This is a genomic window from Rhizobium sp. A37_96 (assembly GCF_053521765.1).
The window spans coordinates 73,406-96,128 of the sequence record NZ_JBNWDS010000005.1 but is presented as its reverse complement, the minus strand read 5'-3'; the positions used below and the strand labels follow the sequence as shown (position 1 = coordinate 96,128).

Below are 22,723 nucleotides of genomic sequence, written 5' to 3'. Positions count from 1 at the left end.
GAGTTTAACACACCGTTAGCCATTTAACGATTTGGTTACCTCAGCCAAGATTCACAATCATTGTGACGCGGCCCTTTCATGAGAAAGGCCTCCAGCAACCTCCAAGCCGAATATCGTGAGTAGATCCGTGTGTGTCGCGGGCGCTCCGCGGGGTAATCATGCGCGTCTTCGTCATCGATGACAGTCCTTCCGTTGTAGCCACGCTTCGCCGGGCTGTCGAAGCCATCAAGGGCAGCGAGGTCGTGTCGTTCCTCCACCCGAACGAGGCTCTGGCACGGCTCGAAGACAAGACTCCGGACCTCATCCTGGTCGATTACATGATGCCAGGCATGAACGGTGTCGAGGTCATCACTCATTTGCGTAAGAACAAACTTACCGCGCATGTGCCTGCAATCATGATTACCTCCCGCAAGGAGGCCGATATCAAGCTGGCGGCGATGAAGGCGGGGGCCACGGAATTCCTGAACAAGCCGATCGACGAGACCGAGCTGACGATCCGCGTCCGCAATATCCTCAGCATCGGTGAAGAGCGATTGGCGCTGGCGACGAAGGCCGCGGCGCTGCAACGTGATTTCGATGCCGCGATGAAGCGGGTCGAGCGGCATGAGGAAGAGATAATCTGGCGCCTGTCCAAGGCGATCGCCTGCCGTCATGGGGAGACGGCGGACCATCTGGACCGCGTGGCGATCGTCGCGCGGATGATCGCCGAAGAAGTCGGCCTGGATGCCGGCCAATGCCGCATGATATTTCTTGCCAGCGCCCTGCACGATGTCGGCAAGATCGGCCTGCCGGACGCCATTCTGTCCAAGCCCGGCCCCTTGAGCGCGGAAGAGCGGCAGCAGATGCAGCAGCACACGGATTTCGGCGCCGATATTCTCAGCGACAGCCCCAGCGAGCTGATCCAGGTCGCGCGCAAGATCGCCGAAAGCCATCACGAAAGATGGGATGGCGCCGGCTATCCGAAAGGTCTGTCGGGGACGTCCATCCCGATCGAGGCGCGCATCGTCGCGATCGCCGATGTCTTCGACGCTCTCTGCTCGAAGAGGGCATACAAGGCAGCCTGGCCGATCGCCGACGCATTCCGCGAGATCGTCAACAGCAGCGGAACCCATTTCGATCCTGCCTGCGTTGCCGCCTTCTGTCGCTGCTGGATGGATATCAAAGCCCTCTTCGAATTCCGGCAGGACGACAACGCAACGGCAACGGTTCCAGACCTTCAGCTATCCCGAGGTTCAGCATGAGCGGACAATCCGAAGTTCTACGTCTCCACGGCCCGCTGACGATCAAGACGATCGCCAATGTCAGAGACATCATCCAAGTCTATCTTCAGGAAGCGGCTTTGCGGAGCCGATCGCTCGTCATCGATATCGATGGCAGCGAGGAGATCGACCTCACCCTGCCCCAACTGCTTCTATCGGCCCGGCAAACGGCGAGCGGCGCCGGCGTGACGGTCGCGCTGAACAAACCGGCGGACGGCAATTTTCTGACCGTCCTGCAACGCGCGGGTCTTCTTTGCGGAGACCGGCAAAAAGACAGTTTCTGGCTAGAAGGAAAAGCAGCATGAGCGCAAATATTCTCACCGTCGATGATTCCGCCAGCATTCGGCTGACCACGCGCATCGCGCTCACCAATGCCGGATATACCGTCACCGAAGCGGTCGACGGCGCCGATGGCCTCAACAAGCTGAAATCAGGCAGTTTCGATCTCATCATCACCGATCTCAACATGCCGAACATGGACGGCCTGACCATGATCCGCAGCCTCCGGCAGCTGCCGGCATACATGGGAACGCCGGTCGTCTTCCTGACCACGGAATCCGACGGCGATCTCAAGCAGCAGGCCAAGGCGGCAGGCGCGACGGGCTGGCTGACGAAACCCTTCGACCCCGAAACCCTCATCAAGATCGTGCGCAAGGTTCTCGGCAAATGAACGAACTCGACCCGATCGCAGTCTTCAGGACAGAGGCCGCCGAACAGCTGGAGCTGATCGAGGCCGGCCTGCTCGATCTGATGCGCGACCTGAGCGACCGGGCTCAGATCGATACGGTCTTCAGGGGCCTGCATACGCTCAAGGGATCGGGCTCCATGTTCGGTTTCGATCAACTGGCCGCTTTTACCCATCATTGCGAAACCGCCTTCGACCGGGTTCGCAAGGGCGAGGCACCCGCCACGAAGGAATTGGTCGGCGCCGTGCTCGACGCACAGGGCCACATGCAGGCGCTGTTGCAGAACCCGAACGGCGACTACGAAACCATGAGCTCCGTTCTGCTGGAAAAACTGCGCCAGGCCGTTGGCACAGACGGCTTGCAAAGCGCGGCGGCGCCATCTGCCGGCGCAACGGCGGCGACAGCGGAAGTCGTAAACGCCGGCGGCACCAAGACATGGCATCTGGCATTCAGCCTGCCCGTCGGTTCGATGGTCAACGGCACCAATCCGCTTGGACTGCTGGATGAGCTGCGCGATCTGGGCGAGTGCCGGATCGAGGCCGGCACCGACGCCATTCCGCTGCTTCCGGACCTGGAGCCGCGCGATCTCCACATCGGCTGGACGGTCCAGTTGACAACCGAAAAGCCGCGCTCAGAGATCGAAGACGTCTTCATCTTCGTCATGGACGACATGACGATGGAACTGAAAGAGCTTCAGGCCTCGAGGAAAGCGGATCCGGCACCCATCGCGGCAACGCCGGAACGACCAATCGAGGACGAGCCGTCGAAGGCGGCGGCCCCACCGCTGGCCGATACTGGCAAGGCTCCGCCCGCCGACGCGAAGTCCCAGAAGCAAGCAGACAATGTTCGCGTACCCGCTCTGCGCCTCGACGAGATGATGGATCGCGTCGGAGAGCTGGTGATCGCCCAGTCGCGGCTGAGCCAGATGGCAAATTCGGTTGCGGACCTCGGCCTGCGTTCGGTCTCGGAGGAAATCGAACGCCTGGCTGGCGAGTTGCGCGACACGATGATGGTCCTGCGCATGATGCCGGTCGCAAGCCTCTTCAGTCGCTTCCGCCGGCTGGTCCACGATCTCGCCCGCGAGACGGGCAAGGACATCGAACTCGTCACCGAGGGAGAAAGCACCGAGGTCGACAAGACGGTCATCGACCGGCTGGCCGATCCGCTCGTTCATCTCGTCCGCAATTCCATCGATCACGGGCTGGAAAACCCGGATGACCGTGTTGCCGCCGGCAAGCCGATGATGGGCCGCGTCATTCTCTCGGCGCATCAAACCGGCAGCGAAGTCGTCATCTCCATCAAGGACGACGGACGCGGCATCGATCGGCAGAAGGTGCGCGCCAAGGCGGAAGCCAACGGCCTCATCCAGCCCGGCGCCCAGCTTTCCGACAAGGAGCTGCTGCAGCTGATCTTCCAGCCCGGCTTCTCGACGGCGGAAAAGGTCACCAATCTTTCCGGCCGCGGCGTCGGCATGGATGTGGTGAAGAAGACGATCGAGACGCTGCGCGGAGCGATCGACGTCACAAGCGAGTTCGGCAAGGGCTCAGAGATCGCGCTGCGCATTCCCTTGACGCTCGCCATCATCGACGGCCTCCTCGTTCGCGTCGGAAACGGGCGCTACGTCATCCCGCTCGCAGCCGTTGAGGAATGCCTGGAACTGTCGGTCGAACAGGATCTGCGCTCACGCGGCCGAAGCTTCATCTCGCTGCGCGACGATCTCGTCCCGTTCCTGCGCTTGCGCGAGCTCTTCCGCACCGGCACAGAGCCCGACCCTTACCAGAAGGTGGTGGTGATCTCGACCGGCAGCGAGCGGGTCGGCCTCGTCGTCGATCAGATCATCGGTGACCACCAGACCGTTATCAAATCGATGTCGAAGCTCCATGACCAGGTCTCCACCTTCTCCGGCGCCACCATTCTCGGCGACGGCAACGTGGCCCTGATCCTCGACGTCGTCCATCTCATCACGGCCGGACAGCATCAGGAGGCGCAATTGCGGGCAGCAGGATGATCGACGCAGACGCAAAATCGGACCATCGTGCCATCTGGAAAGGCGCGGACGAGCTTTCCGTTCTGACGTTCAGCCTCAATGGCGAAACCTTTGCCATCGAAGCCGTCGTCGTCCAGGAAATTCTCGATCTGCTGCCCGAGACGAGCGTTCCCGGCAGCCTGCCATTCGTCGGCAGCGTCATCAACTTCCGTGGCAAGGTCATTCCGCTTGCCGACATCCGCATCGCCTTCGGCATGGAAGCGGCCAATGTCACCATCGACAGCCGCATCGTCGTGACCGAGCTCGAACTGGACGGCGAGACGACGCTGATCGGCATCCGCACCGACAAGGTGCATGAAGTCACACAGCTTTCGCAGGCGGCGAGCGAGCCGCCGCCCGTCATCGGCATGCGCTGGCGCGCCGACTACATCCACGCCCTCGTGAAACGCGACGGCGAATTCATCATCGTTCCGAACCTCCAGGCGATTTTCTCATCGCAGCGGATGGTTGCGGTCAGAGCAACAGCGTGAATTTCCAAGGCAAGGGGGCCAAAAGATGCGCTTTACGATCAAGCTCAAATTGCTTCTAACGTTTGCTGTGGTGATCGCCATGCTTCTTGGCACGGCCGTCTACAGCGTCGCAACTCTGGGCCAGGTGAACGACAATTGGTCCGATACATTGACGGGACCTGCCGAACGCCTGCGGCTCGCCCAGAATCTCGACATCGCTATCCTGCAGCAGCTCCGGCAGCAGAAAAACATCGTGCTGTCCGCATCCGTCGATGAAGCAAAGGGCTATATCGCAAAGAGCGACGCCGCGCGCGCCGCATTCGACGCGGACTTCGCCAAGATTCTGGCCAATACGACCGATCAGGACATGGCTTACTGGACGCAGGTCAAGGACCTCTCCGCCGTCTGGCGCGATGCCGACGACCGCATTCGAAGCCTGATGCTTGCCGGCAACAGCGCCGGCGCGCATCAGATCTCGTCAAACGAGGCACGCGAAGCAAGCACCAAGATCGACAACATCCTGGCCCAGGTCTTCGATGCCGAGCGTGCGAGACTGAAGCAGGCGGATGTCGATGCCGCCGATGCCTATGCGAAAGCGCGCTCGATCCTGATCCTCATAGCCGCTGCGGCCTCGGTCATTGCGCTTGTCTCGGCAATCTGGATCGTCGTTTCGATCAACAAGGGCATAAACCGCGCGGTGAAGACGGTTCAGACCGTCGCCGATGGCGATCTGACGGAATTTGCCGAAATCGCAACCCGGGACGAGATCGGCGAGCTCCTTGGACATGTCAACTCGATGATCGAGCGTCTTCGGGGTGTGGTGGCCGATGCGTTGTCGGCTTCCGACAACGTCTCGTCGGGCAGCCAGCAGCTGTCGGCCGGCTCCGAACAGCTCTCCCAGGGCGCAACCGAGCAGGCCTCTTCCGCCGAAGAAGCCTCCGCTTCCATGGAAGAGATGGCCGCCAACATCAAGCAGAACGCCGATAACGCCGCCCAGACCGAAAAGATCGCCCGCCAGTCCGCAAAGGACGCGGAGATCAGCGGCCAGGCCGTCGATCGCGCCGTCAACGCCATGCGCACCATCGCCGAGAAGATCTCCATCGTTCAGGAAATCGCGCGCCAGACCGACCTGCTCGCGCTCAACGCCGCCGTCGAGGCGGCCCGTGCCGGCGAGCACGGTCGCGGCTTTGCCGTCGTCGCCTCCGAAGTGCGCAAGCTTGCCGAGCGCAGCCAGGCGGCGGCCGCAGAAATCTCCAGCCTCTCGGGCGAAACCGTCACGGTCGCGACCGAGGCCGGCGAGATGCTGACCCGCCTCGTCCCCGATATCCGCAAGACGGCCGAACTGGTCGCGGAAATCTCGGCGGCCTGCCGCGAGCAGGACATCGGCGCATCGCAGATCAACGAGGCGATCCAGCAGCTCGACAAGGTGACGCAGCAGAATGCCGGCGCGTCGGAAGAGATGTCCGCAACCTCCGAGGAACTGGCCGCCCAGGCCGAGGAGCTGCAGGCTTCCATCGCCTTCTTCAAGGTCGAGCAGGCCAATGCCCGCAAGACCCAGGCGATGCACGCCCCGGTCCACAGCCCCGCCCATCACGCCGCCGGTCCGGCCAAGGCCAGGCCTGCCGCCAAGGCACCGATCGGCAGAACACCGGCCGCCCGCGCCGACAACAGCGTCGCCGCGCAGCAGGCGCGCCTCAAGGGCTTTACCCTCGACATGTCCATGGGCGGCCCGGACGCCGACGACAACGACTTCCGCCAGAGCGCCTGAGCGGCTGGCTTGATACCGACAGGATCCGGCGCCGGAAGGCGCCGGGTCAAGAAAGGCCGGCGAATGTCTCAGCAGGCCTCAAGAACCGGCTCCCGGTTCGCGGAAGGGTGAATGTATCGGTCTTCGCGCATCAAGACGGCTCCCCGTCTGCCTATTCAACCCTCGATCATCAAACCTCTCCGCCTCCAGGAGTTTTTAGAGATGCGCTTCACCATCAAACTTAAACTGGCCCTCGCCTTCGGCTTTCTTATTCTGCTGTCAACCGGCATGTCGGCCCTGGCGATCATGAGCCTGTCATCGCTCAATTCCGCGATTTCCGAAATCATCCAGGGTCCCGCCACCGATCTGCGCACGTCAGGCGATCTGTCGACCGCCGTCTTGAATGCGATCCGCAGCGAAAAGAATGCCATCCTGAACACCGATCCGCAGGCGATCAGCGGCTATATCGACGACGTTCATACAGACGAGACAAAGATCGACCAGCTCGTTCAGCAATTGTCCAAGAGCAAGGATCAAACGGTCACCGCCAAGATCGGGGAATTCTCCAAGCAGTTTCCCGTCTGGAAACAGGTGGACGAGCAGGTCCTGAAGCTGGCCGTGGAAAATACCGAGGAAAGCAATCGCAAGGCTGCAGAACTCTCCATGGACGAAGGCCGCAAGGCAACGACCGCTCTCCTTGAGGCCGTCGAGGCCATCAACCAATCGATTGTCGCGGATCTGCGGGAGACCGACGAGGCGACCGACAATCAATACGCCTTCGCGCGCAACCTTCTGCTGACCTCGCTGGCCGTCATGTTCGTGCTGTCGACGGTGATCGCCATCTGGATCGCAGTCGGCATCAATCGCGGCCTGAAGAAGATCCAGGCCGTCGCCGAAGGCGTGGCGATCGGCGATCTCAACCAGGATATCGAGATCAAGACCAATGACGAGATCAAGGATCTTGTCGACACCATCAACGTCATGACGGGCAATCTGCGCAACACCGCGACGATCGCCGACCAGATCGCCAACGGCGACCTGACGGTCAAGCCGAAGCCGATGTCGGAGAAGGATACCCTCGGTATCTCGCTTCAGCTGATGGTCGAGCGTCTTCGGGGTGTGGTGGCCGATGCATTGTCGGCTTCCGACAACGTCTCGTCGGGCAGCCAGCAGCTGTCGGCCGGCTCCGAACAGCTCTCCCAGGGCGCAACCGAGCAGGCCTCTTCCGCCGAAGAAGCCTCCGCTTCCATGGAAGAGATGGCCGCCAACATCAAGCAGAACGCCGACAACGCCGCCCAGACCGAGAAGATCGCCCGCCAGTCCGCAAAGGACGCGGAGATCAGCGGCCAGGCCGTCGATCGTGCCGTCAACGCCATGCGCACCATCGCCGAAAAGATCTCCATCGTTCAGGAAATCGCGCGCCAGACCGACCTGCTCGCGCTCAACGCCGCCGTCGAGGCCGCCCGTGCCGGCGAGCATGGCCGCGGCTTTGCCGTCGTCGCCTCCGAAGTGCGCAAGCTTGCCGAGCGCAGCCAGGCGGCGGCCGCAGAAATCTCCAGCCTCTCGGGCAAGACCGTCACGGTCGCGACCGAGGCTGGCGAGATGCTGACCCGCCTCGTCCCCGATATCCGCAAGACGGCCGAACTGGTCGCGGAAATCTCGGCCGCCTGCCGCGAGCAGGATATCGGCGCATCGCAGATCAACGAGGCGATCCAGCAGCTCGACAAGGTGACGCAGCAGAATGCCGGCGCGTCGGAAGAGATGTCCGCAACCTCCGAGGAACTGGCCGCCCAGGCCGAGGAGCTGCAGGCGTCCATCGCCTTCTTCAAGGTCGAGCAGGCCAATGCCCGCAAGGCCCAGGCGATGCACGCCCCGGTCCACAGCCCCGTCCATCACGCCGCCGGTCCGGCCAAGGCCAGGCCTGCCGCCAAGCCACCGATCGGCAGAACACCGGCTGCCCGCGCCGACAACAGCGTCGCCGCGCAGCAGGCGCGCCTCAAGGGCTTCACCCTCGATATGTCCATGGGCGGGCCGGACGCCGACGACAACGACTTCAAGGAGAGCGCATAAATGGCTGCAACCAGCACCGAAGCGCAATATGTGACGTTTGGCCTCGGCGAAGAATACTTCGCCGTGCCGGTCGCGGTGGTCCGGGAAATCCTGGACCATCAGGATGCCTTTCGCATTCCGCACGGGCCGGACTATCTGCTCGGTCTGCGGGACGTGCGCGGTCAGGGCGTGCCGGTCATAGACCTGCGCCTGCGGCTTGGCATGTCGGCCACGACGAAGACGCCGCATACCCGCATCCTCGTCATCGACATTCCGATCGCCGACAAGGTTCTGACCCTTGGCCTCGTCGCCGATCGCGTCTTCGAAGTCACGTCCTTCAAGCATCAGTCCGTCGAAAGCGCCCCCGATATCGGGGTGCGTTGGCCGTCCGAGTACATCGCCGGCGTGGTGCGCCGCGATGAGGGCTTCGTCGTCATCATCGATCTCGCGAAACTCTTTTCATCGAGCGACAAGGTGTCGTTGATGGGAGTGGGTGCCGGCCAGAAGGCCACCGAGTTCGCTGCTGTTTGAGTGAGACGTGAAGTGGCAGTACAGGATCAGAGAAACTACGGAGACAAGGGGCTGAGCCGGCGGAATTTCGACCAGCTCGCCCGCTATATCTACGATTATAGCGGCATCAAGATGCCTCCCGGCAAGCTCACGATGCTGGAAGGACGATTGAGGCGTCGGTTAAGGGCAACCGGAATCGGCGATCTCGACGAATATTGCGACTATCTTTTCAAGCGTGGCGGCATCGATCGCGAAGCCATCCACCTCATCGACGCCGTTACGACCAACAAGACGGATTTCTTCCGCGAGCCGAAGCATTTCGAGCATCTCGAGAATGCCGCCCTGCCGGAGCTTCTAGCTGCGGGACATAGTCGCTTGCGGATCTGGAGTGCCGCCTGCTCGATCGGAGCCGAACCCTATACGATCGCCATGGTGATGGAGGATTATCGCGAAGCCCGTGGCGCGCCCGAATACAGCATCCTCGCCACCGACCTTTCGACCGATGTCCTCAAGGCGGCGCGCAGAGGCGTCTATCCAGCGACGATGATCGATCCGGTCGATCGTCAGCGGCGTCTCCGCTACGTGATGGAAGCGCGCGATCCCGAGCGCAGCGAAGTTCGCATCCACCCCAGGCTGCGCTCAAGAATCGGCTTCGGCCGCCTCAATCTCATGGATCGCGCCTATGAGATCGGCGACAAGGTTCATATCGTCTTCTGCCGGAACGTCCTGATCTACTTCGACAAGCCGACGCAGGAAAAGGTGCTCTCCAGGCTCTGCGAGAAGCTGGTGCCGGGCGGCTTCCTTTATGTCGGCCATTCGGAAACGATCAGCGGACTCAACCTGCCGGTCAAGCAGGTCGCCAACACCGTCTTCAGAAAGGTCTGATGCGCATGGCCAAGAAAATCCGTGTGCTCATCGTCGACGATTCCGCCAGCGTCCGGCAGGTCATGACACAGGTCCTGTCGGCGGATCCCGAGATCGAGGTCATGGGCGCCGCCTCCGACCCCTTCATGGCCGCGAAGAAGATCCAGGAAGAAATCCCGGACGTCATCACGCTCGACGTCGAAATGCCGCGCATGGACGGTATCACCTTCCTGCGCAAGCTGATGGCGCAACGGCCGATCCCGGTCGTCATGTGTTCCTCCCTGACCGAAGCCGGCTCGGAAACCCTGATGCAGGCGCTGGAGGCCGGCGCCGTCGATATCATCCTCAAACCCAAGATCGCCGCCGCCGACCACCTTGCGGAATCGGCGGCAATGATCCGCGAGACGGTCAAGGGTGCGGCAGCGGCACGGCTCGGCGCAATGCGCCGCCGCGCGACTGTGCAGAGCGGACCGACGGCCAAGCTGACGGCCGATGTCGTGCTTCCGCCGCCAAGCGGCAGGGCCATGGCCAAGACGACGGAAATGATCGTCTGCGTCGGGGCGTCGACGGGTGGCACCGAGGCGCTGCGCGAACTGCTCGTGGCGCTTCCGGCCAACACGCCCGGCATCGTCATCGTCCAGCACATGCCGGAGAAATTCACCGCCGCCTTTGCCAAGCGCCTGAACAGCCTTTGCGAGGTGGAGGTGAAGGAGGCGGAACATGGCGACGCCGTCTTGCGCGGCCATGTGCTGATTGCGCCGGGCGGCAAGCACATGCTTCTGGAGCGCCAGGGCGCGCGCTATGTCGTTGCGATCAAGGACGGCCCCCTCGTCTCCCGGCATCGCCCTTCCGTCGATGTGCTCTTCCGCTCGGCCGCCCGCTCGGCGGCAGGCAATGCCATGGGTGTCATCATGACCGGCATGGGCGACGACGGCGCAAGGGGCATGAAGGAAATGCACGATGCCGGCGCGTTCACCGTGGCGCAGGATGAGGAGAGCTCCGTCGTCTTCGGAATGCCCAAGGAGGCGATCGCCCATGGCGGCGTCGACCGTACCGTCGGACTGACCCAGATCGCCCGGGAAATCCTGGCGGCGGACAAACGCCGCTAGCGATGACCACATGCAAGGTCGCGACGGGACCGGTCGCGGCCTCGTTCAAAAGAGTTTGTTAACCATAAATGCGTAACGATCCCGGCAAGCCATGAAAGCTCCTCGTCCACCGCATTGAGTTGCCCATCCGATCTGCCCAGGGAGTTCCCATGGCCGTTTTGACCTTTGCCAACACCAAGGGCGGCGCCGGCAAGACCACTGCCGTCGTCATCGTTGCCTGCGAGCTCGCCCGAATGGGCTTTTCGGTCGCTATCCTGGATGCGGATCCGCAATTGTGGATTTCCAAATGGCACGAGCGGCTCGGCGCGAGGGCGCCCTCCTCGCTCTCCGTCATTTCCTACGTGACCGCCGGCAATCTCGGGCAGCATGCGCGCAAGCTTCGCGACGAAGTCGACTTCCTTCTTATCGACCTGCCCGGCGCCCGCAGCCCGCTGCTTGCGCAGGCGCTTGGCTATTCGAACTACGTGCTCATCCCCGTGCAGGGCTCAGCAATGGATGCGGAAGGCGCCACCAACGTCATCGAGCTTCTCCAATATCTGGAGGATCGGGCCGATATCCGCATCCCTCATTCGGTGGTCCTGACCCGCGTCAATCCGATGGTCACCACCCGCGCGCTGCACTCCGTGAAGGAACTGCTGTCCAGCCGCCGCGTGCATGTGCTGTCCACGCCCATCATCGAACGCGCGGCCTATCGCGAAGTTTTCGGCTACGGCCAGACCCTCTATTCGATCGATCCCGCAACGGTCAGCAATCTCGACAAGGCGCAACAAAACGCCCAGACACTGGCACAGGAGGTTCTGCGCCGCATCCTGCCCTATAGCGGCCGCATCGCCGACAAGACAAAGGCCGCGGAGTTCAAACGCTCGGCCTGACAGGCGCCCGATCGGCTTTGGGAAGACTTGGCTTGCACAGCCGGACGTGGATGCTTTCCGTCGCGAAAATTTACGTGAGAAAAGATTTTTTATTGACGGGTAGAAATAGGCTACCTAGGCTCCCCACAGGCGGAGGCCCTCCAAGAGCCCGCCAACGGGGAGGACATCTTGGCACAGAAGCTTGAAGGCAAGGTCGCGCTGGTCACGGGCGCAAGCTCCGGCATAGGGCGCACGACCGCATTGGCTCTCGCCGAAGAGGGCGTGAAGCTCGCACTCGTCGGCCGCTCCGCCGAAAGGCTGAAGGCAGTTGCCGAGAAGGCAGGCGGCGATGTGCTGGTGTTGCCGGCGGATCTCACCGAACCGGGCGCCGTCAAGAACGTCGTCGATGCCACCATCCAGCGCTTCGGCCGGATCGATATTCTCCTGCCCAATGCCGGCCTCTATATCCCCGGCGATGTCGCCGAAGGCGATCCGGACGCCTGGGACGAGCTCATTGCCATCAACGTCAATTCGGTCTTCCGGCTGGCCCGTGCCGTGCTGCCGGGCATGATCGCCCAAGGCGGCGGCCAGATCGTCGTGACGTCTTCGGTTGCGGGACATCAGGCCATCCATTGGGAGCCGATCTACTCGGCATCCAAACATGCGATCCAGGCTTTCGTGCATGGGCTGCGGCGGCAAACCATGAAGCAGAATATCCGCGTCGGCTCCGTGGCACCCGGCGTCGTGCTGAACGAACTCTGGGGCTACACCGACCCTGCCGCCATCGATGCCAAGGTCAAGGCACGCGAGGGTCTGCGATCGGAGGATGTCGCCGACGCGGTGCTCTTCATGCTGACCCGCCCGGCCAACGTCACCATTCGCGATCTCGTGATCCTGCCGCAGATCCAGGATATCTGAGCCTTGCCCGAATTCGACTACATCATCGTTGGTGGCGGCGCTGCGGGCTGCGTGCTGGCAAATCGCCTGAGCGAAAACCCGGCAACGCGCGTGTGCCTGGTCGAAGCGGGGATGGATCGCAACGCCCGCAAGGCGATCGTCCGCATTCCGCTCGCCATGGTCACCTTCATGGCGCCGGCGCTCGCCTTTCTCGGCGGGCCGAAGTTCATGTCCTGGTTCGAGACCGAGCCTGAACCGGGCCTGCAGGGCCGTTCCATAGCGTTGCCGCGCGGCAAGGGCACCGGCGGCTCGACGAATGTCAACGGCCAGATCTTCATCCGCGGCCAGCGCGAGGATTTCGACCACTGGCGCGATCTCGGCAATCCTGGCTGGGGCTATGACGATCTGCTGCCCTATTTCCGCAAGCTGGAGCGCTTCGAGATCCTGGCCGAGCCGGGTTCGGCCAAACATATTCATTTCGGCGACACGCCGCTCGAACGGCAGATCGATCCGGCCTATCACGGCACGGGCGGACCGTTGAATATCGCGCCGCTGCGCAGCGTCAATCCGATGGCGGAGGTGTTTCTTGATGCCGCGCAAAAGGCCGGCCATTCTCTGAATGCAGATTTCAACGGCGTGCGCCAGAACGGCGTCGGCCTCTACACCTTTACCCAGAAGAACGGCGAACGCGTCACGGCCGAAGGTGCCTATCTCGACCCGGTACGTCATCGGCCAAACCTGACGGTGATGAGTGAGACGGACGTCACACGCATCGTGTTCGACGGCCGGAAGGCGACCGGTATCAACTTCCGAAGACATGGACAGAGCGGAGCGCTCGACGCCCGCGAGGTCATTCTCTCGGCGGGCTCCTTCGTCTCGCCGCATCTGCTTATGCTGTCGGGCATCGGCAATGCCAAAGACCTCGCCCGCCACGGCATTGCGGTTGTTGCCGACCTGCCGGGCGTGGGCGAGAACCTGCAGGACCATCTCGACGTCACCATCGAATACCGCGCAAAATCCATCGCGCCCTATGGCGTCTCCTGGCGAGCCTTGCCACGCAACGTCGGTCATGTGCTCAACTGGCTTTTCAACAAGCGCGGGCTGTTTTCCTCGACGACGGGCGAAGGCGGCGGATTTATCTCGACAGATCCAGCGAGTGACCGGCCGGATATCCAGCTTTTCTTCTGCACCGGCCGGGCCAACACGCAGGCAGCCTCCGGCTTCACCGGCCACGGCTTCCTCATGCATGTCTGCCAGCTTCGGCCTGGCAGCATCGGCCGCGTTGCGCTGAAAAGCGCGGACCCCGGCGAAAAGCCGTCGATCCGCTACAATTTCTTTCGCGGCGACAGCACCATGGACGTGCTGCGCAAGGGTATCCGGATGGCCCGCGCGATTGCCGCCCAAGCCCCTTTTGCACCGCATCTCGAGGCCGAGATCGACCCGGGTCTCGAGATCGAAAGCGACGGCGCTCTGGACGCCTTCATTCGCGAGCGTGTCGGCACGCTGTTTCATCCGGTCGGCACCTGTGCGATGGGGCGCGGCGAACGGGCCGTCATCGATCCGGCAACCATGCGCGTGCATGGCGTGCAGGGCCTGCGCGTCGTCGATGCCTCGATCATGCCGAGCATCGTCTCAGCCAACACGGTGGCGGCAACCTATTGTCTTGCCGAGAAAGCCGCCGATCTGATCCGTACCGCCGACGTGGCCGGCACGGCAACTTAGAGCGGCCGCCCTATCGAAATGCATTGCCGGTGAGCCGTTTACAGGACTGCAAGCCTTGACACGCAAGACATAGCCACAAACATGGCGCGGCTCGTACTTGCCGATCGACTCAAACAGGTAGTCCTTAAAGATGCGTTTTTCTCTCCTCCTCCCGCTGCTCGTTTCCTTCGCTCCGCTCTCCGCCGCCGCCGCTGGAATGCCCTGCGCCGACCTCATCGAGGGCAGTGCCGTGATCCAGCACGCGGACGGCTTTGCCATTTCCGAGTTGCATGACGGCTGCGCCGTCCAGAATGGGATCTTCAAATCCGGCAGCAGAATGGGGTGGACCTTCGATCGCGCCGAATTCAAGGGAGACGGCCTGGTCGACTTTCTAAAGGCCATAGCCGACAAGCCCGATCATTTGCCGAGTTGGGGACGGTTTTCAGTCGAAGGCGTGCGTTTCACGCCGATGCTGGACAATGCCTTCGCCAACTACATCACGGCCGTCCAGCAATGGCCGATGGACATGTCCGGTTCCTTCCGCTTCGATCCCAAGGATGGCTATCTGGACGTTCAGGAGCTGGAGCTTACCAATTTGCGCCTCGGCAAAGCATCGCTTTCTGCCGAGTTGAGTCTGCCGAAAAATGCCGGCATGCCCGCGCTGACGCAGGATGGATCGATCGGCCTGTCCCATCTGCGCTTCCGGCTCGACAATCTGGGGCTGTTCGAAGGCATGGCCGTGCCGTCGCTCGCCTCGTTCATCCAGCAAATGACCGACTCGGACGATCCGGCCCAGGGCATCAACCAGTTGCGTGACACGACGGTCGCGGCTCTGCAGGCCCTGCCCGACAGCCGGATCGATGCGGACTCCAAGAAAGCGCTGCTGCGCTTCGTCCAGGACCTGCCCCATCCGACCGGCTTCTTCACGCTCGATCTTGCCTTCGACAAGCCGCTGACGGTGGGCGCCCTCGATTTCAACAGCGCTCAGCTGGCGCAATCGGCCCTCGCAAGCGCGAAGATTTCCGTGAGCTACAAGGCTCGATAATAACGGCCGGCACCCACGACAGGCAGTTACTTCCGAAACGGCTGCCTCCACAGCGCCGGCCAACCGCCGGCGCTGTGGAGTTCTCCGTCAACCGAGGAAAACGCGGATTTCGGCTGCGATCTCGACGGCATGCGTCTCGAGGGCGAAATGGCCGGTGTCGAGAAGCTTGACGACCGCATCGGGAATGTCGCGGCGATAGGCTTCCGCGCCGGCGGGCAGGAAGAACGGATCGTGCTTGCCCCAAATAGCCAGCAAGCGCGGCTTATGGGTTCTGAAGTAGCTCTGGAATGTCGGATAGAGGGCGACATTGCTCTTGTAGTCGCCGAACAGGTCGAGCTGGACCGTCTCCGTGCCCGGCCGCGCCAGATAGAAATTGTCGAGCGAATAGCCATCCGGAGAGACCTGCGAGGCATCCGCAACGCCGTGCGTATATTGCCAGACCGTCGCCTCCGGCGTAAGCGCCGCCTTCACCGCATTGCGGTTTTCCTCGGAAGCTTCGCGCCAGTAAGCCTGGATCGGAGTCCATTCTTCGCTCAGACCCTCCTCATAGGCATTGCCGTTCTGGGAAATAATCGCCGTAATCCGTTCCGGATGTTTTACCGCCAGCCGGAAGCCCGTCGGTGCGCCATAGTCGAAGACATAAACGGCATAACGATCGAAGCCGACGATTTCGGTGAAGCGGTCGATCGTCCCGGCAATGCTGTCAAACGTGTTGCTGCCTTTCGGCGCGTCCGATTGCCCGAAACCGGGAAGATCGGGCGCGATGATATGATAGCGATCGGCGAGAAGAGGAATGAGGTCGCGGAACATATGGCTGGAGCTCGGGAAGCCGTGCAGCAGCAGAAGTTTTGCCGCACCTGGGGAGCCGGCTTCCCTATAGAAGACCTTGACGCCTTCGACATTGACGGCGCGATAGCTGATGTTGGTCATAACAAAGGTCCTTTCATAACCTTATCATTTCTATTTATGCAGTTACTAATTCAGCGACCCCGTTGACGCAGAACCCTCGTAAGTTCTGGTAGCGATGATGAATCGCGCGGTTATCTTCGATTGTTAAAGCATAAGAAGTGGAGCGATTGCGATGCAATCGAACACTCTCTTCGGCTTGCTTTCAGTAACCTTCAAAATTGCCTTAATACGGTTACGCTCGATAGCCGTAACTTGTCAAGTGACATTTGACAGGTTATATATTGCCGGTATTTTCGAGAGGCCGCCCGGCACGCCGTCGGCCGGAGCAGGAGCAGCGATGGAAAATCATTCACCCGCCATTTTCGTTGGCGATGCGCTGGGGCTGGATTTCCTGAATTCGGTCGCGACGCCCGTCGACCTACCTGTCGATTGGATCGAGAATGGCGAAGGCCTGCTGCGTTGGCTGGAGCAGGCCCGGCTGGTGCCGCCGGAGACGCTTGCGGCCATGCGCGAACAGGCGCTCCCCGGCGAACTCGACAAGATCGCCGATCAGGCAAGAAGCCTGCGCGAGTGGTTCAGAAGCTTCGTGCTCGCCCGCAAGGGAAAGCCGCTGGCATCGGATGCCTTGAACGAATTGGAGCCGCTGAACCGGCTGCTGGAACGCGACGAAGGTTTTGGCCGGATCGTCGCAAAGCACACCGGGGAAGGCACGAGCCTCGACTTTCTGCCCATGCGGAAATGGCGCACGCCGGAGGCCCTGCTGTTGCCGATCGGCGAAGCGCTGGGGCGCTTTGTGTGCACGGAGGATTTTTCGGACGTGAAAGCCTGCGAAGGCCACGCATGCACCTTGCTCTTCGTCGATCACACGCGCGGCGGCCGCAGGCGCTGGTGCAGCATGGCGATGTGCGGCAATCGCGCCAAACAGGCAGCGCATCGGCACCGGCTCAAGCAGGGCTGAGCCCCGAGACCTGAGAGACCGGCAGGATCTTGCGCACAAGCTGCCGGTCAACACCGAAGAAAGAATGCAGGCTGCTCCGGTGCTATGACCGGCAAGACCCGATCTGCGACTTCAAACCGGATCTTCGCGGTGCAGATCGTGGATGGCGACGGCATCGTCGGTGATGGGCGGCAGCAGCCATTCGGTGTGGCGCAACGTGCGCTTGGTATCCTCCAGCCCCATATCCCAATGTTCGCGCATCGAGGTGCCGGAGAACTCGTAGTCCTTGGCGTGGCCTTCGTAATTCTTGTGCTGATAGATCAGGTGCACGATGTTGACGACGCCGGCATCGGAGTAATCGGCGATCAAATCCTGCTCTTCCGGGGTCAGCTGATCTTTCGGAACACGCTTCAGCGCGCTCAGCAGCTTCATCTTCAGGCCGTGAATGCGCTTGAAATTGTCAGTATTCTGCCGCGTGCGGCTGGAATACATGATGTCCTTGTGGCGGGAGAGCACGTCGGGCATGCTGCGCGGCAGCACGCCGCGGGCGCTGAACAGATCCACCTGGAACACGAGCGAGCTGCGGTCTTCTTCCTGATCGAGCAGATATTGCAGCGGCGTATTGGAGACGATGCCGCCATCCCAGTAATATTCGCCTTCGATGCGGATGGACGGCAACGCAGGCGGCAGGGCGCCGCTCGCCATGATGTGCTCGGGGCCGATACGGATATTGTCGGTGTCGAAATAGACGAAGTTGCCGGTGCGCACATTCACCGCGCCGACGCTGAAGCGCTTCTTGCCGTTGTTCAACACATCGAAGTCGATCAGCATCTCCAGCGTCTTCTTCAGCTCGGAAGAATCGTAGAAACTGGTCGCACCCTCGGCTCCCGGCAGCTCGAGCCATGGATTGGGGAAACGCGGCTTAAAGAAGCCGGGCTGGCCCATCGTCATCGTCATCCACGAACTCGTGCGGTTGCGGATATCGCGGAAGAAGTCGCCTTCCGGCGTGTAAGCCCAGATCTTGCGACCGGAAATGATCTGCCAGAACTGCTCGAGGCGTGGCAAGCGCCGGCTCGGCTCGTTGCCGGCGATAATGGCGGCATTGACCGCACCGATCGAGACACCCGAAAGCCAGGTAGGCTCGCATCCCGTTTCGGCAAGCGCCTGGTAGACGCCGGCCTGATAGGCGCCGAGCGCCCCGCCGCCCTGGAATACGAGGGCGACCCGATCATATTGAGCGGCTATTTCCGGGATCGTTGGGGCTGCGGCCTTGATGTTTCGTTCGAGCACGGTCCGTCTCCAGCATAAATGAATGAAAAGCTTATGATTATCTGCGCTCGGCGAGATAGTCGTGAACGACCTCGCCAAGCCCAAGCGTCAGATCGGCGGTGAAATGAACGGCCGAGACCACTTCGAGAACCGGCAGCCGGGCGACGTCGGCCATGACATGCGGCCGGAGATCGAGGGCCGCAGGCGAAGTCCAGGCCTCCTTGATGGTGATATCGGTCAGGTAGTAGCGCACCAGCTCGCAGATGCGCGGGGTGGCGTCGACATGCGGCACGATCTTGATCAGGAAGTTGGGCTCGGACAGCGCGGCCAGAAGCGGCGCCTGCTCGACCGGCTTGTGCTTGTAGCCCATCGTTCCGGTGGCGCAGAGGACGCTGCCGTAATGCAGCGTGCCGACGATGACCTCGCCTTCGTTGACGATCTTCGGATTGGCAAGCTTCTTCGGGAAACCCCAGATCTCGCGGCCGCCGGTGATCGGCGCATCGTCATCGAGATACATGGAATGGACATAGCCGCCGCGCTGACCGCGATACTTGACCGGGATGACCTGTCCGGTCTCGGTGTAATCGCCGAAACCCGTGGAGTCGGGCATGCGGATGAATTCATACTTCACCAGCGGCTCATCGATCTCGAGCGGCTCCGGCACGACGGCCTCCAGGGCTTCGCGAGTCGTGCGGTAGGTAATGATGATGTATTCGCGATCGAAGAACCTGTAAGGTCCGGGGGGATAGGAAGGGTTGGTCAGCGGCATCGCATAGGCATGCTTGAGAATGTCTTCGACCTTCATCGTATTTTCCGTCGTTGGAGGAAATCGCCGGGCACCGGAGCGAAAATTTGCACGGTTGCATGACAGTGAAGTGTCAGACGCCAAATCGTTGCGACGGGAGGCCGAGGAGAACTGTAATCAAAGCGACATATGAGGCTGGCAGTGTGCGCTCATCTCGGCATTTCCCCCTATTCAACCATGCCACAGAGATTGCGGGAGTAGCATAATGGGTTCGTTGACTTCGAAGAATGCGCTGGTCACCGGTTCGACTAGCGGTATCGGGCTTGCGATTGCGCGCGCCTTTGCCGCCGAGGGTGCGAATGTCACCATCAACGGTCTTGGCGATGCCGATGCAATCGAAAAGGAGCGCGCCGCCATCGAGGCCGATTTCGGCGTGAAGTGCCGCTACTCCGGCGCCAACATGATGAATGGCGAGGAAGTGACATCGATGGTGCGCGAAGCCGAGGAAGCCTTCGGCAGCCTCGATGTCCTCGTCAACAATGCCGGCATCCAGTTCGTCGCCCCGATCGAGGAATTCCCCGACGACAAGTGGGAAGCGATCATCCGCATCAACCTGCTCGCAGCCTTCTACGCGATAAAGGCTGCCATCCCGGGTATGAAGGCGCGCAAATGGGGCCGCATCATCAATACGTCCTCGGCGCATGCCCTGGTCGCCTCGCCCTTCAAGTCGGCCTATGTCTCGGCCAAGCATGGCATTACCGGCCTGACCAAGACCATCGCTCTCGAAGCAGCGCAGGACGGCGTGACCGTCAACTCCATCGCGCCCGGCTATGTCTGGACGCCGCTTGTCGAAAAGCAGATCCCCGAAACGATGAAGGCCCGCAACATGACGGAGGAGCAGGTCAAGCACGACGTGCTGCTTGCCGCCCAGCCCACGAAGGAATTCGTGACCGTCGACGAAGTTGCCGCCATCGCGGTATTCCTGTGCGGCGACGCCGCCAAGCAGATTACCGGCACGACGCTTTCCGTCGACGGCGGTTGGACCGCCGAGTAATGCCAAACCATAGCCGGCGCGGCGCGAAAGGCGGCGCCGGCTTTCTGTAGCCGCAGGCTGCAGCATCAACATGAAAACGGAGCAGGAGGCTTGCAATGACCGAAGAGACCCAGGACCCGCTCAGCCGCATCAAGGATGAGATCGTCGACAGCTTTGACGAAGAGCTGGAGATGCAGCTCGAAGAGGACCGGCTGGACGAGTTGGTTGCCGAGGGCCTTATCAGCGAAGGCGAAGCGACACTCGACCGCAAGCTTTATTTCCGCGAGCTCTTCCGTCTCCAGCACGAACTCGTCCGTCTGCAGGACTGGGTGCAGTACAAGAAGCTCAAGGTCGTCATCCTGTTCGAGGGCCGCGACTCCGCCGGCAAGGGCGGCGCCATCAAGCGCGTCACGCAGCGCCTCAATCCGCGCGTCTGCCGTGTCGTCGCCTTGCCTGCTCCGACCGAACGCGAGCGGCATCAATGGTATTTCCAGCGCTATGCCGCCCACCTGCCGACCGCCGGCGAAATGGTGCTGTTCGACCGCAGCTGGTACAATCGGGCCGGTGTCGAGCGCGTCATGGGCTTCTGCTCGCCCGAAGAGCTGGAAGAATTCTTCCGTACCGTGCCTGATTTCGAGCGCATGCTGGTTCGCTCCGGCATCATCCTGCTCAAATACTGGTTCTCGATCACGGACGAGGAGCAGGAATTCCGCTTCAACATGCGCATCCAGGATCCGCTGAAGCAGTGGAAGCTTTCGCCGATGGACCTGCAGAGCCGCGTGCACTGGGAGGAATACACCAAGGCGAAGGAAGAGATGCTCGAGCGCACCCACATTCCGGAAGCGCCGTGGTGGGTGGTCCAGGCGGTCGACAAGAAGAAGGCGCGTCTCAACTGCATCGCCCATCTTCTGAAGCAGATCCCCTACGAAAACGTGCCGAAGCCGGAAATCATCCTGCCGGAGCGCCTTCGCCACGACGATTACCATCGCACGCCAGTACCGCCGGAAATGTACGTTCCGGAAATCTACTGACGACATCGACAGGACGGGTCGGCTTATGCGGGCCCGTCATCCGCCGAAGACTATGGCAGGCCAGCGGCTTCAAGTGATGATATGATGCGAGTCTGACATTCGTGTCATCGGCTGAGGAGACCGTCATGACTGCGCCGCATCCTTCGAAAACGCACATCGGCAACCACGCCCTGCATCCCGAAACCCAGATGCTGAATTACGGCTACGACCCGGAACTGTCCGAGGGCGCGGTCAAGCCTCCCGTTTTCCTGACCTCCACCTTCGTCTTCAAATCGGCCGAGGACGGACGCGATTTCTTCAATTACATATCCGGCCGCAACGAACCCCCGGCAGGCAGGGGTGTCGGCCTCGTCTATTCGCGCTTCAACCATCCTAACAGCGAAATCGTCGAGGATCGGCTTGCCGTTTACGAGCGAACGGAAAGCGGCGCGCTGTTCTCCTCGGGCATGTCGGCGATCGCCACCACCCTTCTGGCCTTCGTCCGCCCCGGCGACGCGATCCTGCATTCCCAGCCACTTTACGGCGGCACGGAAACGCTCATCGCCAAGACGTTCCTTAATCTCGGCGTTTCCGCCGTCGGATTTGCCGACGGTGTCAACGAGGCCTCGGTCACATCGAGCGCCGAGGAAGCGATGGCAAAGGGCCGCGTCTCGGTCATTCTGGTGGAAACGCCGGCCAATCCGACGAACAGCCTGGTCGATATCGCCATGATCCGCCGCGTTGCCGATGCGATCGGCAAAAAGCAAGGCCATGTACCGATCATCGCATGCGACAATACCCTGCTAGGGCCTGTCTTCCAGCGGCCGATCGAACATGGGGCGGATATTTCGCTTTATTCGCTGACCAAATATGTCGGCGGTCATTCCGATCTGATCGCAGGCGCCGCACTCGGCTCGAAAGCCGTCATCAAGCAGGTCAAGGCGTTGCGCGGTGCGATCGGCACCCAGCTCGACCCGCATTCCTGCTGGATGCTCGGCCGTTCGCTGGAAACGCTGCAGATCCGCATGGAACGGGCAAACAGCAACGCCCGGGCGGTGGCCGATTTCCTGCGCGATCATCCGAAAGTCGAACAGATTCACTATCTGCCCTACACAGACCCGGCCTCCGCCACGGGCCGAACCTTCGCCGCCCAATGCAGCGGTGCGGGCTCGACCTTCTCCTTCGACATCAAGGGCGGCCAGCCGGCGTCGTTCAAGTTCCTGAACGCATTGCAGCTCTTCAAGCTCGCCGTCAGCCTCGGCGGCACGGAATCACTCGCCTCCCACCCTGCAACGACGACGCATTCCGGCGTTCCTGTCGATGTACGCCACCGCATCGGCGTGCTGGAATCCACGATCCGGCTTTCGATCGGGATCGAGCATCCTGACGATCTGATCGCCGATCTCTCCGCCGCGCTCGATAGCGCCTGATGAGGCAGGCGCTATCCGATGCGCCAACGAGAGAGGTTGCACACCATGCCGGGCGTTGCCGACCACAGGATGCCTTGCCTGGGAGCGTCAACGACAGCAGGATCGATAGGCAGCTTCGCCGCCGGTAGAGAGGAGCAGCCTGCTCGAAAGGGCAGGAACGCGCACGCACTTGCCAG

At 61.7% G+C, this 22,723-nt stretch carries 21 protein-coding genes; 18 read left to right on the top strand and 3 right to left on the bottom strand.

Annotated elements, in window-relative coordinates; all coding sequences use genetic code 11:
* Positions 1–158: 158 nt before the first annotated feature.
* The 14 genes from ACQZ6J_RS16060 to ACQZ6J_RS15995 all read left to right on the top strand — a co-directional run bounded on the left by ACQZ6J_RS16060 (position 159) and on the right by ACQZ6J_RS15995 (position 15,214).
* Positions 159–1,241: an HD domain-containing phosphohydrolase gene (locus tag ACQZ6J_RS16060; protein WP_449084786.1), complete on the top strand. Its 1,083-nt coding sequence runs from the start codon at positions 159–161 to the stop codon at positions 1,239–1,241.
* Entirely contained in the window at positions 1,238–1,564 is a 327-nt protein-coding gene (locus ACQZ6J_RS16055) for an STAS domain-containing protein (RefSeq protein WP_163992529.1), read from the top strand. The genes ACQZ6J_RS16060 and ACQZ6J_RS16055 overlap by 4 nt, the downstream gene beginning before the upstream one ends.
* The gene (locus tag ACQZ6J_RS16050; RefSeq protein WP_449084785.1) at positions 1,561–1,929 is read left to right on the top strand and encodes a response regulator; all 369 of its coding nucleotides are present in this window, start codon (positions 1,561–1,563) and stop codon (positions 1,927–1,929) included. The genes ACQZ6J_RS16055 and ACQZ6J_RS16050 overlap by 4 nt, the downstream gene beginning before the upstream one ends.
* The gene (locus tag ACQZ6J_RS16045) at positions 1,926–3,953 is read left to right on the top strand and encodes a chemotaxis protein CheA (protein ID WP_449084784.1); all 2,028 of its coding nucleotides are present in this window, start codon (positions 1,926–1,928) and stop codon (positions 3,951–3,953) included. The genes ACQZ6J_RS16050 and ACQZ6J_RS16045 overlap by 4 nt, the downstream gene beginning before the upstream one ends.
* Positions 3,950–4,462 (top strand): chemotaxis protein CheW, encoded by a 513-nt coding sequence (locus ACQZ6J_RS16040; RefSeq protein WP_163992523.1) that lies wholly within the window; start codon positions 3,950–3,952, stop codon positions 4,460–4,462. Before ACQZ6J_RS16045 ends, ACQZ6J_RS16040 begins: the two co-directional genes overlap by 4 nt.
* A gap of 25 nt (positions 4,463–4,487) precedes the next feature.
* Positions 4,488–6,209: a methyl-accepting chemotaxis protein gene (locus ACQZ6J_RS16035; protein ID WP_449084783.1), complete on the top strand. Its 1,722-nt coding sequence runs from the start codon at positions 4,488–4,490 to the stop codon at positions 6,207–6,209.
* A 201-nt stretch (positions 6,210–6,410) separates the two neighbouring features.
* Positions 6,411–8,258, top strand: coding sequence for a methyl-accepting chemotaxis protein (locus ACQZ6J_RS16030; protein ID WP_449084782.1), 1,848 nt, complete (start codon positions 6,411–6,413; stop codon positions 8,256–8,258).
* Positions 8,259–8,768 (top strand): chemotaxis protein CheW, encoded by a 510-nt coding sequence (locus ACQZ6J_RS16025; protein WP_163992517.1) that lies wholly within the window; start codon positions 8,259–8,261, stop codon positions 8,766–8,768.
* A gap of 12 nt (positions 8,769–8,780) precedes the next feature.
* Positions 8,781–9,632 carry a CheR family methyltransferase gene (locus ACQZ6J_RS16020; RefSeq protein WP_449084781.1) on the top strand — a complete coding sequence of 284 codons (852 nt, stop codon included), beginning with the start codon at positions 8,781–8,783 and terminating at the stop codon, positions 9,630–9,632.
* A gap of 5 nt (positions 9,633–9,637) precedes the next feature.
* On the top strand, positions 9,638–10,720 hold the full coding sequence (locus ACQZ6J_RS16015; protein ID WP_449084780.1) for a protein-glutamate methylesterase/protein-glutamine glutaminase: 1,083 nt from the start codon (positions 9,638–9,640) through the stop codon (positions 10,718–10,720).
* A 149-nt stretch (positions 10,721–10,869) separates the two neighbouring features.
* On the top strand, positions 10,870–11,592 hold the full coding sequence (locus ACQZ6J_RS16010; protein ID WP_449084779.1) for an AAA family ATPase: 723 nt from the start codon (positions 10,870–10,872) through the stop codon (positions 11,590–11,592).
* A 168-nt stretch (positions 11,593–11,760) separates the two neighbouring features.
* On the top strand, positions 11,761–12,489 hold the full coding sequence (locus ACQZ6J_RS16005) for an SDR family oxidoreductase (protein ID WP_163992509.1): 729 nt from the start codon (positions 11,761–11,763) through the stop codon (positions 12,487–12,489).
* 3 nt (positions 12,490–12,492) lie between these two features.
* Entirely contained in the window at positions 12,493–14,190 is a 1,698-nt protein-coding gene (locus ACQZ6J_RS16000) for a GMC family oxidoreductase (protein ID WP_449084778.1), read from the top strand.
* 130 nt (positions 14,191–14,320) lie between these two features.
* Complete coding sequence (locus tag ACQZ6J_RS15995; RefSeq protein ID WP_449084777.1) at positions 14,321–15,214, top strand: hypothetical protein; 894 nt, start codon at positions 14,321–14,323, stop codon at positions 15,212–15,214.
* Positions 15,215–15,301: 87 nt separating this feature from the next.
* On the opposite strand, the gene ACQZ6J_RS15990 is transcribed toward ACQZ6J_RS15995, so the two are convergent.
* Entirely contained in the window at positions 15,302–16,144 is an 843-nt protein-coding gene (locus ACQZ6J_RS15990) for an alpha/beta fold hydrolase (protein WP_449084776.1), read from the bottom strand.
* 316 nt (positions 16,145–16,460) lie between these two features.
* On the opposite strand from ACQZ6J_RS15990, the gene ACQZ6J_RS15985 reads away from it, so the two are divergent.
* Entirely contained in the window at positions 16,461–17,081 is a 621-nt protein-coding gene (locus tag ACQZ6J_RS15985; RefSeq protein ID WP_449084775.1) for a CGNR zinc finger domain-containing protein, read from the top strand.
* 111 nt (positions 17,082–17,192) lie between these two features.
* Here ACQZ6J_RS15985 and ACQZ6J_RS15980 read toward each other — a convergent pair whose 3' ends face one another.
* Together ACQZ6J_RS15980 and ACQZ6J_RS15975 are read right to left on the bottom strand one after the other, a co-directional pair.
* Entirely contained in the window at positions 17,193–18,350 is a 1,158-nt protein-coding gene (locus tag ACQZ6J_RS15980; protein ID WP_163992499.1) for a DUF3734 domain-containing protein, read from the bottom strand.
* Between the two features lie 37 nt (positions 18,351–18,387).
* Positions 18,388–19,134 (bottom strand): acetoacetate decarboxylase, encoded by a 747-nt coding sequence (locus ACQZ6J_RS15975; protein ID WP_163992497.1) that lies wholly within the window; start codon positions 19,132–19,134, stop codon positions 18,388–18,390.
* A 205-nt stretch (positions 19,135–19,339) separates the two neighbouring features.
* Here ACQZ6J_RS15975 and ACQZ6J_RS15970 point away from each other — a divergent pair, with 205 nt between their 5' ends.
* From ACQZ6J_RS15970 to ACQZ6J_RS15960, 3 genes are all read left to right on the top strand, one after another.
* Complete coding sequence (locus ACQZ6J_RS15970; RefSeq protein WP_113399891.1) at positions 19,340–20,128, top strand: 3-hydroxybutyrate dehydrogenase; 789 nt, start codon at positions 19,340–19,342, stop codon at positions 20,126–20,128.
* Positions 20,129–20,223: 95 nt separating this feature from the next.
* Entirely contained in the window at positions 20,224–21,138 is a 915-nt protein-coding gene (gene ppk2 / locus ACQZ6J_RS15965) for a polyphosphate kinase 2 (protein ID WP_163992495.1), read from the top strand.
* A 125-nt stretch (positions 21,139–21,263) separates the two neighbouring features.
* Complete coding sequence (locus tag ACQZ6J_RS15960) at positions 21,264–22,547, top strand: cystathionine gamma-synthase family protein (protein WP_449084774.1); 1,284 nt, start codon at positions 21,264–21,266, stop codon at positions 22,545–22,547.
* The last annotated feature ends 176 nt before the right edge of the window (positions 22,548–22,723 follow it).